This is a genomic window from Arenibacter sp. S6351L, assembly GCF_023016025.1.
Lineage (GTDB): Bacteria > Bacteroidota > Bacteroidia > Flavobacteriales > Flavobacteriaceae > Arenibacter > Arenibacter algicola_B.
The window spans coordinates 1-906 of record NZ_JALKBB010000092.1; the positions used below are offsets into that span (position 1 = coordinate 1).

1 pseudogene is annotated in these 906 nt (G+C 54.0%); it reads right to left on the reverse strand.

Going from position 1 to position 906, the window contains the following annotated elements:
- Window positions 1–906 (reverse strand): annotated as a pseudogene (locus MWU82_RS24015) (hypothetical protein); the annotation flags it as partial.

Genomic DNA, 906 nt, shown 5'->3' on the forward strand with positions numbered 1-906 from the left:
GTATGTACCTGCTGCCAGACCTGTGAACAGGTTGCTGTTCTGTGTGGTCGGCGGATTGGTCCCGTCGTTGATGGTAAAGGTATATGGCGGGTTGTCGTTGGAAGCATCCAGGATGACCTGTATGGAACCGTCGGCACCCCCGTTACAGGATACGTCCTCTTTGGTATATGTAAACACGACCGGCGTTGGTGTTTCCAGGGAAACGGGCACCTGTGCATTACAATTGGACCCTGAGGTATCGTATACCATTGCGGTATAATTTCCTGGGGCCAGTCCGCTGAACACGTTGGAAGCCTGGTGTGCTCCTGCCGTAAGACTGTTATTGGAAGCATCCAATAGGTCGTACTCGTAGTTTCCGGCACCTGCCCCACCGCTGGCGGTGATGGTGATCACGCCGTCGTCCACGGGGCATGAAGGCTGTGCCGTAGCCACTGCCGCCGCGCCCAATGGGGGCATTATGGTAATGGTATCGGTAACGGTACATCCGTTGGCGTCACGAACGGTGACGGTATAGGTTCCCGGGGCGGATACGGTAAATGTGCCGCTGCTCTGGAATCCGTTTCCGATGCTGTATTTTATAGGGGCCATACCTGTACTTGTTGCGGTAAAGGTGTAAGAGTTCCCGTTGGAGGTACACTGGTCGTCGGCATAGGCCGGAAGGCTTACCGTCGGCATAGGATCTTCGGCTATAACCACATCGATCTTATAGGTACAGTCCATGGCATCCTTCACCCAAACGTCCCAATTGAGGTTGGTGGAAGGATCAAGTATGTTACTGGCACTAGCGGAATAATCACCTGGGTTCACAACCGCACCGTCCTGTACAAAGGCATAGGTATACCCACCGTTCCCGCCAGTGGCTTGTACGGTCACCTGTGCGCCGATGTTACAGTTGGCATTGATATT